13 protein-coding genes are annotated in these 14221 nt (G+C 73.8%); 5 read left to right on the plus strand and 8 right to left on the minus strand.

The genetic code is table 11. The annotated features are described in order from the left end of the window. From ACN20G_RS09550 to ACN20G_RS09585, 8 genes are read right to left on the minus strand one after another with little or no spacing between them, the layout of a single operon-like run. The gene (locus ACN20G_RS09550) at positions 1 to 2010 is read right to left on the minus strand and encodes an NADH-quinone oxidoreductase subunit L (protein ID WP_424212307.1); all 2010 of its coding nucleotides are present in this window, start codon (positions 2008 to 2010) and stop codon (positions 1 to 3) included. Beyond that, positions 2007 to 2387, minus strand: coding sequence for an NADH-quinone oxidoreductase subunit NuoK (gene nuoK, locus ACN20G_RS09555; RefSeq protein ID WP_424212308.1), 381 nt, complete (start codon positions 2385 to 2387; stop codon positions 2007 to 2009). Before nuoK ends, ACN20G_RS09550 begins: the two co-directional genes overlap by 4 nt. Then, complete coding sequence (locus tag ACN20G_RS09560; protein WP_424212309.1) at positions 2387 to 2998, minus strand: NADH-quinone oxidoreductase subunit J; 612 nt, start codon at positions 2996 to 2998, stop codon at positions 2387 to 2389. The genes nuoK and ACN20G_RS09560 overlap by 1 nt, the downstream gene beginning before the upstream one ends. Continuing rightward, the gene (locus tag ACN20G_RS09565) at positions 2995 to 3564 is read right to left on the minus strand and encodes a NuoI/complex I 23 kDa subunit family protein (protein WP_424212310.1); all 570 of its coding nucleotides are present in this window, start codon (positions 3562 to 3564) and stop codon (positions 2995 to 2997) included. The genes ACN20G_RS09560 and ACN20G_RS09565 overlap by 4 nt, the downstream gene beginning before the upstream one ends. After that, positions 3564 to 4532, minus strand: coding sequence for a complex I subunit 1/NuoH family protein (locus tag ACN20G_RS09570; protein ID WP_424212311.1), 969 nt, complete (start codon positions 4530 to 4532; stop codon positions 3564 to 3566). The genes ACN20G_RS09565 and ACN20G_RS09570 overlap by 1 nt, the downstream gene beginning before the upstream one ends. Beyond that, positions 4529 to 5635, minus strand: coding sequence for an NADH-quinone oxidoreductase subunit C (locus ACN20G_RS09575; RefSeq protein ID WP_424212312.1), 1107 nt, complete (start codon positions 5633 to 5635; stop codon positions 4529 to 4531). Before ACN20G_RS09575 ends, ACN20G_RS09570 begins: the two co-directional genes overlap by 4 nt. Beyond that, positions 5632 to 6351 carry an NADH-quinone oxidoreductase subunit B gene (locus tag ACN20G_RS09580; RefSeq protein ID WP_424212313.1) on the minus strand — a complete coding sequence of 240 codons (720 nt, stop codon included), beginning with the start codon at positions 6349 to 6351 and terminating at the stop codon, positions 5632 to 5634. The genes ACN20G_RS09575 and ACN20G_RS09580 overlap by 4 nt, the downstream gene beginning before the upstream one ends. Beyond that, on the minus strand, positions 6342 to 6749 hold the full coding sequence (locus ACN20G_RS09585; RefSeq protein WP_424212314.1) for an NADH-quinone oxidoreductase subunit A: 408 nt from the start codon (positions 6747 to 6749) through the stop codon (positions 6342 to 6344). The genes ACN20G_RS09580 and ACN20G_RS09585 overlap by 10 nt, the downstream gene beginning before the upstream one ends. Positions 6750 to 6954: 205 nt before the next feature. Between ACN20G_RS09585 and ACN20G_RS09590 the strand changes: the two genes are divergently transcribed. From ACN20G_RS09590 to ACN20G_RS09610, 5 genes are all read left to right on the plus strand, one after another. Continuing rightward, the gene (locus ACN20G_RS09590; RefSeq protein WP_424212315.1) at positions 6955 to 8145 is read left to right on the plus strand and encodes a sensor histidine kinase; all 1191 of its coding nucleotides are present in this window, start codon (positions 6955 to 6957) and stop codon (positions 8143 to 8145) included. 259 nt (positions 8146 to 8404) lie between these two features. Beyond that, entirely contained in the window at positions 8405 to 9694 is a 1290-nt protein-coding gene (locus ACN20G_RS09595; protein WP_424212316.1) for a sensor histidine kinase, read from the plus strand. Positions 9695 to 10168: 474 nt separating this feature from the next. Continuing rightward, entirely contained in the window at positions 10169 to 10840 is a 672-nt protein-coding gene (locus ACN20G_RS09600) for a response regulator transcription factor (protein ID WP_424212317.1), read from the plus strand. A gap of 204 nt (positions 10841 to 11044) precedes the next feature. After that, positions 11045 to 12988 carry a 2-oxoacid:acceptor oxidoreductase subunit alpha gene (locus ACN20G_RS09605; protein ID WP_424212318.1) on the plus strand — a complete coding sequence of 648 codons (1944 nt, stop codon included), beginning with the start codon at positions 11045 to 11047 and terminating at the stop codon, positions 12986 to 12988. Next, positions 12981 to 14033 (plus strand): 2-oxoacid:ferredoxin oxidoreductase subunit beta, encoded by a 1053-nt coding sequence (locus ACN20G_RS09610; RefSeq protein ID WP_424212319.1) that lies wholly within the window; start codon positions 12981 to 12983, stop codon positions 14031 to 14033. Before ACN20G_RS09605 ends, ACN20G_RS09610 begins: the two co-directional genes overlap by 8 nt. Positions 14034 to 14221 lie beyond the last annotated feature (188 nt).

A 14221-nucleotide genomic window follows, 5' to 3' on the forward strand; every position in this document is an offset into this window, starting at 1 on the left:
TCACGATCCGGCGTTGGCGTTGGCGAGGGCGGCGCCGGCCAGGGCCAGCAGGAGGGCGCCGGCGAGCAGCACCGTCAGGTACGTCTGCGTGTTGCCGGTCTGGGCCCGGCGGGTCAGCGCGCCCAGCAGGCGGGGGCCGGCGGCGGCGCCGCGCACGTAGGTGTCGACGACCTCGCGGTCGAGGAAGCGCACGAGGCCGGCGGCGGCGCGCACGGGGCGGACGAACAGGGCCGTGTAGAGGGCGTCGAGGTGGAAGCCGGCGGCGGCGTGCGGGTGCAGCGGGCCGAGCAGCACGCGGCCGGGGTCGGTGGCGGGCAGCGGGGCGGGCACGGCGGCGGGGGCGGTGGTCGCGTCCACGGCCACGGGGTCCACGGGCACGTCGTCTGCGGGCACGTCGTCTGCGGGCACGCGGCCGGCGGGGGGCGGGGCGGTCGGGAGCGGCCTCGGGCGGGAGCGGCGCCAGACCGCCCACACCGTGACCGCGCCCAGCAGGGCCGCGCCCGTGCCGAGCACCCCGGTCAGCGGGGACATGCCGAACGCGGTCCCGTCCAGCCGCTCGGCCAGCGGGCCGGCGGCCAGGCCGAACCCGAGCGAGGGCAGGGCCAGCAGCCACAGCGGGCCGGTCTCGGCGAGCGGGGCCCGCCCGTGGTCGGGGGCGGGCGCGCCACTGCCCCGGAAGGCCAGCAGCCACAGTCGGGCCGCGTACGCGGCGGTCAGCAGGGCCGTCAGCACACCGGCCACGAGCACCAGCCACCCGGCCGCCGTCGGGGCCGCCGGGGTCTCGCCCAGCGCGGCGTGCTCGGCCGCGACCAGCACGGCCTCCTTGGAGAAGAACCCGGCGAACGGCGGGATCGCGGCGAGCGCGAGCAGCGCGATCGTCATCGTCCAGAACGCGTCCGGGGCCCGCTTGGCCAGGCCGTCCATCCGCGACATCGCGGTCAGGGAGGCGGTGCCGGCGGCGTGCACGACGACGCCCGCGCCGAGGAACAGCAGGGCCTTGAACGCGCCGTGCGAGATCAGGTGGAAGACGGCGGCGCCCCGGTCGGCGACGGCCAGCGCGCCCGTCATGTAGCCGAGCTGACCGATCGTCGAGTAGGCCAGGACCCGTTTCAGGTCGTCCTGGGCGAGGGCGGCCAGCGCCGAGCCGACCATGGTGACGGCGGCCATCACGGCCAGCACCACGAGGGCGGCGGCCGAGGCCGTGAACACCGGCAGCAGCCGGGCCACCACGTACACGCCGGCCGCGACCATCGTGGCCGCGTGGATCAGCGCCGAGACGGGGGTGGGGCCGGCCATCGCGTCCGGCAGCCACGTGTGCAGCGGGAACTGCGCGGACTTGCCCGCCACCCCCGCGAGCAGCAGCAGGGCCACGAGGGTGGGGTGGTCCAGGCCGCCGGCGGCGACCGTGTCCAGGATCCGGCCGATCCGGAACGAACCGGCGTCCGAGGCCAGCGCGAACAGGCCGATCAGGAAGGGCACGTCACCGAGCTTGGTGACCAGGAACGCCTTCAGCGAGGCCGAGCGGGCGGCGGCGCTCTCCCAGTGGTGACCCACCAGGAAGTAGGAGCAGACGCCCATCACCTCCCAGCCGACCAGCAGCACCATCAGGTCGCCCGAGTAGACGACCAGCAGCATCGCGGCGGTGAACAGGGAGACGAGCGCGGCGTACGAGGGGTAGCGGGGGTCCTCGCGCAGGTAGGCCGTCGAGTACAGCTGCACGCAGCAGGCCACCACCCCGACGAGGACGGCCGTGTACACGGCGAACCCGTCCAGGCGCAGCGCCAGCTCCACCGGCACCGACCCGGTCGGGGTCAGTTCGCGGGCCGCCTCCACCACGTGCCCGCCGCCGTGCCGCACCGCCACCAGGACGGCGATCACGGTCGACGCCAGGGTCGGCAGCAGGGCCAGCGGGCGGACGAAGCCGGGGGCGACGCGGCCCAGCGCGAGCCCCGCGAGGGCGCCGAGGAACGGCAGCAGCGGGACGAGGACGGCGAGGGTCGGGAGGGTCACGCGGCGACCTCGGGGGCTCGGGACGCACCGGCCGGCGGGGCGTCGAGGTCGGCGTCGGGGCGGCCGGGGCGCGGCTCGGCGGTGTCGCGGAGCCGGTCCACGTCGGCGGTGCCCCGGGCCCGGTACACCATGAGGACGATGGCCAGGCCGATGCCGATCTCGGCGGCGGCGATGGCGATGGTGAAGAGGGTGAGGGCCTGACCGGCGTGCAGGGTGTCGCGCAGCCACACGTCGAAGGCGACCAGGTTGAGGTTGACGGCGTTGAGCATCAGCTCCACCGACATCAGCACCAGGATCGCGTTGCGGCGGGCGAGGACCCCGTACACGCCGACGCAGAACAGCAGGGCGGCGAGGACCGCGGGATAGGCGAGGTGCATCAGCGGGCGTCCTCGGGGGAATCGGCGCCGGCCGGGTCGGGGGACCCGGTGGGCTCGGGGTGTTTGCGGGACAGCACGATCGCGCCGATCAGCGCCGCCAGCAGCAGCACCGACAGGGCCTCGAAGGGCAGCACCCAGTGCCGGAACAGGAAGGTGCCGGTGGCGTCGGTGGAGCCGCCCGTCACCCCGTTCAGGTCGATCCACGTGGCCCGGAACGCGTCCGCGACCACCCACACCAGGGCGATCGCGGCGAGGCCGGCGACGACCGCGGCGAGCGGTCGGTTGCGCGAGTCGGCGTCCGGGGACGGACCGATCGGCGCCTTCGTCAGCATCAGGCCGAACAGCAACAGCACGACCACGGACCCCACGTAGATCAGCACCTGCACCCAGGCGATGAACTCGGCGGTCAGCAGCAGGTACTCCACCGCGACCCCGCCGAGCGCCACCACCAGCCACAGCGCGGCGTGCACCAACTGCCGGGTGGTGACCGTCAGCACGGCCGCGCCCAGGGTGACCAGGCCGACGAGCAGGAACGTGATCTCCACGCCGGACGGGGACAGGAACCCGCGCCCGGCGGCCTCGGCCGCGAGCACGGCGTGCGCGGCGCTCACGCCTCCTCCCCCGCCCCGGCGGCCCGCGCGGCCTCGGCGGCGGCAAGCGCCTCCGCCTTCTCCGCGGCCTTGCGGGCGGCGGCCCACTCCTTGGGCTCCTCCGCCGCCGGATCGAGGGCGGGCGGCGCGGGCACCGTCCACATCCACTCGCGCAGCCGGTCCCGTTCGTGGGTCAGCTCGTGGATGTCGGTCTCGGCGTACTCGAACTCCGGCGACCAGAACAGGGCGTCGAAGGGGCACACCTCGATGCAGATGCCGCAGTACATGCACAGCGAGAAGTCGATCGCGAACCGGTCCAGCACGTTGCGGCTGCGCTCGCGGCCGCCGGGAGCCGCCGGGGGCACCGTCTCCTTGTGGGAGTCGATGTAGATGCACCAGTCGGGGCACTCGCGGGCGCACAGCATGCAGACCGTGCAGTTCTCCTCGAACAGCCCGATCACCCCCCGGGTGCGCGGCGGCAGCGCGGGTTGCGCCTCCGGGTACTGCGCCGTGTGCGACCGGCGGGTCATGGTGCGGAGGGTCACGGCCAGGCCCTTGGCGAGGCCGGAACCGGGGACGGGGGACATCAGAGGATCGCCACCTTCACGATGCCGGTCAGCGCGATCTGCGCGAGCGCGAGCGGGACGAGGACGGTCCACGCGAGTTTCTGGAGCTGGTCCTCGCGCAACCGGGGGAAGCTGACCCGCAGCCAGATCACCACGAAGGCCAGCAGGCCCACCTTGAGCAGGGTCCACAGCGGGCCGAGGCCGGTGTCGCCGAAGGGGCTGTGCCAGCCGCCGAGGAAGAGCACGGTGGTCAGCGCGCACAGCACCACGATGCCCGCGTACTCGGCGAGCAGGAACAGCGCGAAGCGCAGGCCCGTGTACTCGGTGTACGCGCCGAAGATGATCTCGGAGTCGGCGACCGGCATGTCGAACGGGGGGCGCTGGAGCTCGGCGAGGCCCGCGACGAAGAAGACGATCGCGCCGCAGATCTGCCAGGGCAGCCACCACCAGGCGAACGCGTCCACGATCCCCGGCAGCGAGACCGTGCCCGCCGCCATCGCCACGGACGCGGCGGCCAGGAGCATCGGCAGTTCGTAGGCGAGGAGCTGGGCGGCGGTGCGCAGGCCGCCGAGGAGGGAGAACTTGTTGGCGGAGGCCCAGCCGGCCATCAGGTTGCCGAGGACGCCGACGCCCATCACGGCGAGGGCGAAGAACACGCCCGCGTCGATCACCTGCCCGACCAGGCCCGGGCCGGAGCCGATCGGGATCGCGAGCAGCACGAGGAGGTAGGGCAGGAGGGCGACGGCGGGCGCGAGCCGGAAGACCTTGCGGTCGGCGCCGGCGGGGACGACGTCCTCCTTCTGCGCGAACTTCACGCCGTCGGCGACGAGCTGGGCCCAGCCGTGGAAGCCGCCCGCGTACATGGGGCCGAGCCGGCCCTGCATGTGGGCCATGACCTTGTGCTCGGTCTGGCCGACGACGAGGGGGAGGACGAGGAAGGCGGCGAAGACGAGGACGAGGCGCAGGGCGATGTCGAGCGCGTCGGTCACGGGGTGCGTCCTTCCTCGGTCGGCGGCTGTTCGGGGGCGGGCTTCTCGGTGGGGGTGTCCGGGTCGAAGGCCGGTTTCGGGTCGTGCCAGGGGGCGTCGGGGCTGCGGGGCGCCGCGGGCGGGGCGGCGGGGGCCGGGCCGGTGGGGCCGGCCTGGCTCGCGGAGCCGTCGGAGGCGCTGCGGTTGCGGCGCGGGGGGCGGGCCGGCTCGGGCGCGGGCGCCGGCGGGCCGGCCTGACTCGCCGAGCCCTCCGAGGCGCTGCGGTTGCGCCGGGGCGGGCGGGCGGCCGGTGCGGCGGGGTCCCCGGACTGGCTCGCCGAGCCCTCCGAGGCGGTGCGGTTGCGGCGCGGGGGCTGAGTGGTCGGGGGCTCCGGGCTCGCGGGTCCGGTGGGCGGGTCGGTGGGGGTGGCCGGGGTCTGGCTCGCGGAGCCCGCGGTCACCGAGCGGGTGCGGCGCGGGGGCGCGCCCTCGGCGCCGGCCGTCGCCGCGCGCGGGGTGCGGGCCGGGCGGGTCGGGGCGGCCGGGAGGGTGCCCTTGAGGGGGCCCCAGTCGTTCGGGTCGGGCACGCCGGGCGGCAGCATCTGGCGCCGCTTGGGCGCGCCGTCGCCGGCGCCCTCGCCGGGTTCCTTCGCGCCGGGCCACGCCTTGGCGACGCGGGCGGCGAGCACGAAGTCCTTGCGCAGCGGGTGGCCCTCGAAGTTCTCGGGGAGCAGCAGCGGGCGCGGGTCGGGGTGGTCGGTGAAGACCACGCCGAACATCTCGTGGGTCTCGCGCTCGTGCCAGGCCGCGCCGGCCCACAGGTCGACGGCGGTGGGGAGTTCGGGGGCGGAGTGCGGGACGGTGGTGCGCAGCAGCAGTCGGCGGACCCTGCGGTGTTCGAGGGCGACGACGTGGGCGCAGATCCGGAAGCCGGTGCCGGGTTCGTCCACGGCGCTGAGCCAGTCGAACCAGGTGCAGCCGAGCTTGTCCCGGGCGATCTCCAGGGCGGGGATCCAGGAGCCCACGGGCACGTCCACGGTGAGCAGGTCGTGGGCGCGGACGGCGTGCGCCTCCGCGCCGAAGATCTGCGGGGCGGCGTCGGGGAGGGCGTCGTACAGGGTCATGCGCGGGGCTCCCCCGGGGCGGGCGGCGGGGCGACGAGGCCGCTGGAGAGGCGGGCCGCGGAGGGGTCGGCGGGGGTGCCTGTTTCACGTGAAACAGGGTCGGCGGCCGCGGGTGTTTCACGTGAAACGGGCGCGTTCGCCGGGGTGGTCCCGTAGCGCTCGGCCAGGGATTCGGCGGCGATCTTCTCCTGGAGCTTGAGGATGCCCTGGAGGAGGGCCTCGGGCCGGGGCGGGCAGCCGGGCACGTAGACGTCGACGGGGATGATCTGGTCGACGCCCTTGGTGACGGAGTAGGAGTCCCAGTAGGGGCCGCCGCAGTTGGAGCAGGCGCCGAAGGAGATGACGTACTTGGGCTCGGGCATCTGCTCGTACAGGCGCTTGACGGCGGGGGCCATCTTGTCGGTGACCGTGCCGGAGACGATCATCAGGTCGGCCTGACGGGGTCCGGGGGCGAAGGGGATCACGCCGAGCCGGATGAAGTCGTGGCGGGCCATGGAGGCGGCGATGAACTCGATCGCGCAGCAGGCCAGCCCGAAGTTGAACACCCAGAGGCTGTAGCGGCGGCCCCAGTTCAGGACCACCTTCATGGGTTCGGGGGCCAGGCGGGAGAGCACGCCGAGCCGTTTGGGCTCGGGCAGCGGCACGGGGCCCGCGGTGGGGACGGGGTGCGGCGGCGTGGCGTCGGCCGCGTCGCGCGGCGTCTGCGTCACGTCCATGTCAGGACGCCCTTCTTGTACGCGTAGAGCAGGCCGACGGCCAGGAACCCGAGGAAGACGAACATCTCGACCAGGGTGACGGCGCCGAAGCCGGTGGCGGCGAACACGGTCGCCCAGGGGAAGAGGAAGATCGAGTCGACGGCGAAGATGACGTAGAGGAAGGCGTACACGTAGTAGCGGACCTGGGTGTGGGCCCAGTTCACGCCGACCGGGTCGACGCCGCACTCGTAGGTCATGAGCTTCTCGCGGGTGGGCACGTCGGGCCGGAGCAGCCGGTTCGCGCCGAAGGCGACGGCGACGAAGAGGACGCCGAGGACCGCGAGCAGTCCGACCACCGAATAGCTTCGGAAGTGGTCGGCGGCGAGCGTGATCACGTCCGATCCCGTTGCTTCTGGCACGTCCGCATCCTTCGTTTCCCGGGTCGTGGTGGCGTCGTCGTTCGTTTCCGCGCGTCCGTCGCCGCCGGGGCCGCCGGCGGGCGGCGGAGCGGCGCGATCACGGACCGGAGTCTAGGGGGTGAGGGGCGCGGGGTGGGGTTACCCCCCGTTCACGTCACCGGGTCCCCCCATGGCCGGCCGGGGCGCGGATTGGCAGGCTGGGCCCATGACCCTGCGTGATGCCTCTTCCGCCGCCGCCGACGACCCCGGTCGTCCGGCGCCGCCCCGTCCCGTGTTCTCCCGCGACACGTGCAAGGAGTGGTTGTGGGCGGTGTCGAACCTGCCGACCACCCTGCTCGGGTTCACGGCGGCCGTGACCATGGTGTCGGTGTCGGCGGGGCTGACGGTGACGGTGATCGGCTTGCCGCTGTTGGCGCTCGGGCTGAAGGGTTCGCGGCTGCTGGGGCGCTGGGAGCGGGCGCGGGCGCGGGTGCTGTTGGGGACGCGGGTGGCGGAGCCGACGCCGTTGCCGGGGCCGGGGCGCTCGGGCGGGTTCATGCCGTGGCTGTGGGCCTCGGTGAAGGACCCGGTGGGGTGGCGGGCCACGCTGTACCTGCTGCTGCGGCTGCCGTGGGGGGTGCTGACCTTCACGCTGGGCGTGACGGGGCTGTTCGTGGCCTGGCCGGTGCTGCCGTGGCTGTTGCGGTGGGCGGGGGACGCGGACCGGGCGATGGTGCGGGCCCTGCTGTCGCCGTCCGACGAGTTGGAGCGGCGGATCGCCGAGCTGGAGGCGGACCGGGGGGTGGTGGTGGACACGGCCGCCGCCGATCTGCGGCGGATCGAGCGGGATCTGCACGACGGGGCGCAGGCCCGGCTGGTGGCCTTGGCCATGGGTTTGGGGATGGCGAAGGAGAAGCTGTTGGAGGACCCGGTGACGGCGGCGGCGATGGTGGACGAGGCGCACGGCGAGGTGAAGTTGGCCCTGCAGGAGTTGCGGGACCTGGCGCGCGGGATCCATCCGGCGGTGCTGACCGATCGGGGTCTGGACGCGGCCCTGTCCTCGGTGGCGGCGCGGTGCCTGGTGCCGGTGGCGGTGTCGGTGGACCTGCCGGGCGGGGAGGCGGGGCGGCCCGCGCCGGCGGTGGAGGGCATCGCGTACTTCACGGTCTCGGAGCTGCTGCAGAACATCAGCAAGCACGCGGGGGCGAGCTGCGCGCGGGTCGAGGTGTGGCGGGCGGAGCGGCGGCTGATGCTGCGGGTGGAGGACGACGGGAAGGGCGGGGCGAGGGTCGTGCCGGGCGGGGGCATGGCGGGGCTGGCGGAGCGGTTGGGTGCGGTGGACGGGGTGTTCGACGTGGTGTCGGCGCCGGGGGCGGGGACGGTGGTGACGGTGGCGGTGCCGTGGCGCGACCGCTGAACCGCCGGGCGGGGTGAAGGTCGACGGGAAGGGTCCCGGGCGCGTGTGCGCCCGGGGCCCTTTCGGCGTGCGCGGGGCGGCGCGGTGGGGGCCCGGGCGCCGTCGGCCCCCGGTCACGGGTGGGGATAACCCCCGGTCCGGGACGCCGACCTGCCGGATGGAGCGGGTGGGGGGTCGGGCGCGAGGGTGGTGGTGAGAGGTGACGCGGGGTCCGGGACGGTTCCGGACCCGGGGCCCGTGAGTGTGGAGGTCGGATTCGATGAGCGCGGTGGTGGGGTTCCTGCGGGCGCCGGTGTCGGGGCGGACGTGGCGGGAGTTCGGGTACGTGCTGACGGGTTTCCCGTTGGCGGTGCTGTACTTCTGCGCGGCGGTGACCGGGCTGAGCCTGGGCGCGGGGCTGCTCGTGACCTTCATCGGGGTGCCGGTGCTGGCCGGGGCGCTGATGCTGTGCCGGGGCTTCGGGTTCGTGGAGCGGGCGCGGGCCCGGGTGCTGCTGGGGGCGGAGGTCGCGGATCCGGAGCCGGTGCGGGCGGCGAAGCCGGGGGTGCTCGCGTCGGTGGGCGCGGTGCTGCGCAGCGGGAGCGCGTGGCGGCACGTGCTGTACATGTTCCTGCACTTCCCGTGGGCGGTGTTCTCGTTCTCGGTGGCGCTCACGGTGTGGGTGTACGGCTGGGCGATGTTCCTGTACCCGCTGTGGCACTGGACGCTGCCGACGTTCGCCGACGAGCCGGGGCTCGCGGTGTTCTCGACCGGGGACCGGCAGTACTACCTGGCGACGCCGCTCGCGATCGCGCTGGCCTCGCTGATCGGGCTCGCGGTGGTGCTGGTGACGCCGGCCCTGCTGCGCGGGCTGACCACCGTGGACCGGGTGCTGGTGGGCGGGCTGCTGGGGGCCTCGGCCTCCGAGCGGCGGGTGGCGCGGCTGGAGTCGGACCGGGGCGCGGCCGTGGACACGGCGGCGGCGGACCTGCGCCGGTTCGAGCGGGAGCTGCACGACGGGGCGCAGGCCCGGCTGTCGGCGGTGGCGATGGGTCTGGGTTCGGCGAAGGAGCGGATGCAGGGGGACCCGGAGGGTGCGGCGCGGCTGGTGGACGACGCGCACGGCGAGGTGAAGACGGCGCTGCGGGAGCTGCGGGAGCTGGCGCGCGGGCTGTACCCGGCGGTGCTCACGGACCGGGGGCTGGACGCGGCGCTGTCGGCGGTGGCGGCCCGGGGCGGGGTGCCGGTGCGGGTGTCGGTGGACCTGCCGGCAGACGGGGGGCGGCCGGCGCCGGCGGTGGAGCGGCTGGCCTACCTGGCGGTGTCGGAGCTGCTGGCGAACGTGGACCGGCACGCGGGTGCCTCGCGGGCCTCGGTGGAGGTGTGGCGCTCGGAGGAGCGGCTGCTGCTGCGGGTGGAGGACGACGGGCGGGGCGGGGCCGCGGTGGTGTCGGGGCGGGGTCTGGCGGACCTGTCGGGCCGGCTGGGCTCGGTGGACGGGGTGCTCGACGTGGTGTCGCCGGCGGCCGGCGGGACCGTGGTCACGGCCGAACTGCCCTGGCGGGGGTGAACGGGGCACGAACATCCGACCCTGTCGGTGCGGACCTCCGTCCCGATTCGGGGCCGCGTTGGACCTGTTTTCCCCACGGCGCCCGACCCCCTTCCCCGCCTCTCCCCCGCGCCTTCGTCGCGTCCCCCTCCCCGGCCTCCGTTTCCGCTCTCCCGCTCGCGCCGTCGGCCGGGCCGGGTCCCGTGCCGCCTGAGCCGCGCGGGTCCTCGGGTGGGGCGCGGGGGTGCGGGCGGGGGGTTCCGGTGGGCCCGGTTCCGCCGTTCGGCGGGGTCGGGCCCCTCGTGCGTTCGGGGGCTCGCGCGGGCCGTCGGCCGGCGCCGGATCGCACGGCGTGCGCGCCGATCGGCCCCCGAACGGCGCACGGGGTGCGCCCGCGCACATCCTCGGGACCGCCCCGTTCGGCGTCGGGTACTGGGATGCTTGGTACCGCCAGTGATGTCGGGTGCCGAGCGTGTGCGGGGAGCGTAAAGGGTCGTGGAGGACAGGGTGCGGGTCGTCATCGCCGAGGATTCGGTGTTGCTGCGGGAGGGACTCACCCGGCTGTTGACCGATCGGGGCCACGAGGTGGTCGCGGGCGTGGGGGACGCCGAGGCACTGGGGAAGACGGTTGCCGAGCTGGCCGCCGAGGGGGCGTTGCCGGACGTGGTGGTGACGGACGTGCGGATGCCGCCGCACCACACCGACGAGGGGGTCCGGGCGGCGGTGGCGCTGCGGGCGCTGCATCCGGAAATGGGCGTGCTGGTGCTGTCACAGTACGTGGAGGAGCGTTACGCCACCGAACTCCTGGCCGGTTCCACCTCGGGGGTCGGCTACCTGCTCAAGGACCGGGTCGCGGACGTGCGCGAGTTCACCGACGCCGTGGTGCGGGTGGCGCGCGGCGGGACGGCCCTGGACCCCGAGGTCGTGGCCCAGCTGCTGGGACGCAGCCGCAAGCAGGACGTGCTGGCCGGGCTGACCCCGCGCGAACGCGAGGTGCTGGAGCTGATGGCGGAAGGCCGGACGAATTCGGCGGTGGCCAAGCACCTGGTGGTGAGCGACGGCGCCGTCGAGAAGCACGTGGGCAACATCTTCATGAAGCTGGGCCTGGCACCGAGTGACGGGGATCACCGACGCGTGCTGGCCGTTCTCACCTACCTGCGGTCGTGATTCGCTGACACGCTGTCAAGGCGAGTCCGTCCGCACTCGCCCGTGGCAGTCCTTCTCTCGCGGGCACGCAACACCATCCGAGCGGGACCGTCTCATCCGACGGTCCAGCATGTGAGCGCCCCCGGGAGGGGGACCCCGCCCGACGTAATGTGGAAAGGGTCCGATTCCAGGGGAGCGCGACGCCTCGTAGGGAGGTCCAGTTCAGTGACCAGCCAGGTCAGTAGCCCAGCCGAGCAGGCCGACGGGGCCGGAGGGGCGGTTGTCGCAGGACAGCGCACCCCGCCGGAGTCCCAGGGCAAGGAAGTCCGCCGACTCGACCGGGTGATCATCCGGTTCGCCGGCGACTCCGGTGACGGTATGCAGTTGACCGGTGACCGTTTCACCTCCGAAACGGCCTCGTTCGGCAACGACCTGTCCACGCTCCCGAACTTCCCGGCCGAGATCCGGGCGCCCGCCGGCACCCTGCCGGGCGTCTCCTCGTTCCAGCTCCACTTCGCCGACCACGACATCCTCACGCCCGGCGACGCGCCGAACGTGCTGGTCGCGATGAACCCGGCCGCGCTGAAGGCGAACCTCGGGGACGTGCCGCGCGGCGCGGAGATCATCGTCAACACCGACGAGTTCACCAAGCGCCCGATGGCGAAGGTCGGCTGGGACGTCTCCCCCCTGGAGGACGGCTCGCTGGAGGCGTACAACGTGCACCCGGTGCCGTTGACCACGCTGACGGTGGAGGCCCTCAAGGAGTTCGGGCTGTCCCGCAAGGAGGCCGAGCGCAGCAAGAACATGTTCGCGCTGGGCCTGCTGTCGTGGATGTACCACCGGCCCACCGAGGGCACGGAGACCTTCCTGCGCCGCAAGTTCGCCAAGAAACCCGAGATCGCGGAGGCCAACGTCGCCGCGTTCCGCGCGGGCTGGAACTTCGGCGAGACCACGGAGGACTTCGCGGTCTCCTACGAGGTGGCCCCGGCCTCCGCCGCGTTCCCCACCGGCACCTACCGCAACATCTCCGGCAACCTCGCCCTGTCCTACGGCCTGATCGCGGCCGGCCGACAGGCCGACCTGCCCGTCTACCTGGGCTCGTACCCGATCACCCCGGCCTCGGACATCCTGCACGAGCTGAGCCGCCACAAGAACTTCGGCGTGCGCACCTTCCAGGCCGAGGACGAGATCGCGGGCATCGGCGCGGCCCTGGGCGCGGCCTTCGGCGGCGCCCTCGCCGTGACCACCACCTCGGGTCCCGGCGTGGCCCTGAAGTCCGAGACCATCGGCCTGGCGGTCTCCCTGGAGCTGCCGCTGCTGATCGTGGACATCCAGCGCGGCGGCCCGTCCACGGGCCTGCCCACCAAGACCGAGCAGGCCGACCTGCTCCAGGCCATGTACGGGCGCAACGGCGAGGCCCCGGTGCCGATCGTGGCCCCGAAGACCCCCGCCGACTGCTTCGAGGCGGCCCTGGACGCGGCGCGGATCGCGCTCACGTACCGGACGCCCGTGTTCCTGCTGTCGGACGGCTACCTCGCCAACGGCTCCGAGCCGTGGCGGATCCCGGAGCCGGCCGAGCTGCCGGACCTGCGGACCCGTTTCGCGACCCTCCCGAACCACACCCTGGGCGACGGCACCGAGGTGTTCTGGCCGTACAAGCGCGACCCCGAGACCCTGGCCCGGCCCTGGGCCGTGCCCGGCACCCCGGGGCTGGAGCACCGCATCGGCGGCATCGAGAAGCAGGACGGCACGGGCAACATCTCCTACGACCCGGCCAACCACGACTTCATGGTCCGCACCCGCCAGGCCAAGATCGACGGCATCGAGGTCCCCGACCTCGCCGTCGACGACCCCGACGGCGCCCGCACCCTCGTGCTGGGCTGGGGCTCCACCTACGGGCCGATCACGGCGGCCGTGCGCCGGCTGCGGGTGGCGGGCGAGCCCATCGCCCAGGCCCACCTGCGCCACCTCAACCCGTTCCCGAAGAACCTCGGCGAGGTGCTGCGGAGCTACGACAAGGTCGTGATCCCCGAGATGAACCTCGGCCAGCTCGCCACCCTGATCCGCGCGAAGTACCTGGTCGACGCCCAGTCGTACAACCAGGTGAACGGCATGCCGTTCAAGGCGGAACAGCTCGCCACGGCGCTGAAGGAGGCCATCCATGGCTGAGTCGCTGCTCTCGTTGGTCCCCAAGGCCGAGGCCAAGCAGTCCATGAAGGACTTCAAGTCGGACCAGGAGGTCCGCTGGTGCCCCGGCTGCGGCGACTACGCCGTGCTGGCCGCCGTGCAGGGCTTCATGCCGGAGCTCGGGCTGGCGAAGGAGAACATCGTCTTCGTCTCCGGCATCGGCTGCTCCTCCCGCTTCCCGTACTACATGAACACCTACGGGATGCACTCCATCCACGGCCGCGCCCCGGCCATCGCCACCGGCCTGGCCACCTCGCGCCGGGACCTGTCGGTGTGGGTGGTCACCGGTGACGGCGACGCCCTGTCCATCGGCGGCAACCACCTCATCCACGCGCTGCGCCGCAACGTGAACCTCAAGATCCTGCTGTTCAACAACCGGATCTACGGCCTCACCAAGGGGCAGTACTCCCCCACCTCCGAGGTCGGCAAGCTCACCAAGTCCTCGCCGATGGGCTCCCTCGACGCCCCCTTCAACCCGGTGTCCCTGGCCATCGGCGCGGAGGCGAGCTTCGTGGCCCGGACCGTGGACTCCGACCGCAAGCACCTCACCGAGGTGCTGCGGCAGGCCGCCGAACACGACGGCACGGCGCTGGTGGAGATCTACCAGAACTGCAACATCTTCAACGACGGCGCGTTCGAGGTCCTCAAGGACCGCGACCAGGCGCTGGAGGCCGTGATCCGGCTGGAGCACGGCAAGCCGATCCGGTTCGGCGCGGACGATGCCAAGGGCGTCGTGCGCGACCCGGCCACCGGCGACCTGGAGGTCGTGGAGGTCACGGCGGAGAACGAGTCGCGGATCCTCGTCCACGACGCGCACACCGCCTCCCCCACCACCGCCTTCGCCCTCTCCCGCCTCGCCGACCCCGACACCCTGCACCACACGCCGATCGGCGTGTTCCGCAGCGTGGAGCGGCCGGTGTACGACACCCTCATGGCCGACCAGCTCGACGAGGCCGTGGAACAGCAGGGCAAGGGCGACCTCGGCGCCCTGCTCGCCGGAAACGACACGTGGACGGTCGTCGGCTGACCGCCCCCGCGTCCGGCGCGGAGCCCGGTCCGACCCACCCGCACGGGAGGGACGGGCCGGGCTCCGTCGCGTGCGGGCTCCGTCGCGCGCGGGGCCCGCGTGACGGGGGAGGCACCGGTGGTGACCCCGCGCGAGCGTCATGACCATCAGGCGACATGGGACATGACAGCGCCCGCCCGCTGCCGGTA

The sequence above is a fragment of the Streptomyces dryopteridis genome (assembly GCF_049606955.1).
Lineage (GTDB): Bacteria > Actinomycetota > Actinomycetes > Streptomycetales > Streptomycetaceae > Streptomyces.